This window comes from Streptomyces sp. RP5T (genome assembly GCF_003933965.1).
GTDB lineage: Bacteria > Actinomycetota > Actinomycetes > Streptomycetales > Streptomycetaceae > Streptomyces.
This window is the reverse complement of record NZ_RSAJ01001131.1, coordinates 1-1,133: the sequence shown is the minus strand read 5'-3', so window position 1 is coordinate 1,133 and position 1,133 is coordinate 1. Positions and strand designations below refer to the sequence as shown.

Annotated in this window: 1 protein-coding gene; it reads right to left on the bottom strand. The window is 77.6% G+C overall.

Features of this window, described 5'->3' with window-relative positions:
- Positions 1 to 122: 122 nt before the first annotated feature.
- The coding region (locus EHS43_RS44940) for an aminotransferase class I/II-fold pyridoxal phosphate-dependent enzyme (protein WP_125196097.1) at positions 123 to 1,133 on the bottom strand (1,011 nt) is incomplete at its 5' end.

The window sequence follows — 1,133 nt, the reverse complement described above, 5'->3', positions numbered from 1 at the left end:
CGGCCACGCTCTGCGCTCTCCCAGCGGGCGGGGCTCGGCCGGCGGCGGGGACACGGGCGCGAAGGAGGAGGCCAGGGGCTCGTCGGCCACGCGCGTGCTCGTGGTCGACTCGGACTGCTGCGTCATCGAGGAGGCTCCCATCGCTGAGCGTCGTCGCGGAGATCGTCTAGGACCGACTCCAGGGTGTTCAACGCGCGTTGCACATGTGGCAGTTCCAACGGCGCGGGTGACGTGAGGCATTCCGCGCGCTCCGCGTCGGTACCACCGAGCAGGGGGCCGGTGGACAGCCGTGCGCGCAGCGCGCCGAGGTCGTCGCCGAAGCGGTGCCCGCCGGGGGCGGGCATGCCGAGCCGGGCGGTGAGGAAGTCCTCCAGGTCCTGGGCGTCGCCGACGCCCCGGGCGGCCAGCGCGGGCCGCAGGGGGCCGAGGTCGACGTAGAGGTGGCGGCCGGCCCGCGGGGGCCGGCACAGCGCGCCCGCCCCGACGGCCACCGCGTGCGCGGCGGCGGCCACGCGCGCGTGGAGGTGTCCTACGGCGGCGCGGCGGGCGGTGACCGGTTCGGGCTCGGCGAGGGCGTGGGCGGCGACCGCGGCGACGGGGGCTGCGACGCGGGCGCCGAGGGCGGTCAGGATGTCCAGCACGCGTGCGTGCAGGCCGTCGCCGCTGCCGTTCGCCGGGAAGCGGGCGAAGGCGGCCGGCCAGCCGGCCGGGAGGAGGCTTCCGGCCAGGTCGGTGACGACGGTGACCCGGTCGGGCAGCATCTCGGCGGGGCTGAGCAGGACCGTCTCGTGCGGGGCGTGCACGGTGTCGCGCCAGGTCTCGTCGCTGACCAGGTGCAGGCCCTCGCCCGCGGCGGCCTCGACGGTCTCGTGCAGGACCTCCGGCGGGGCGACGGTGGCGGTGGGGTCGTCGGCGACGGACAGCACCAGCAGCCGCGGGTCACCGCCCTCGGCGCGTACCCTGCGCACGGTCTCCAGGAGGGCGTAGGGGTCGGGGACACCGCCGCACTCGGCCGGGGTCGCCACGTGGAAGACGGGTCTGCCCAGCAGGCGCGCGTACGGCGCCCACCAGGCGGCGCAGGGGCGGGGCACCAGGACGTCGCCGCCGAGCGCGGCGGTCAGGGCGAGCAGCAG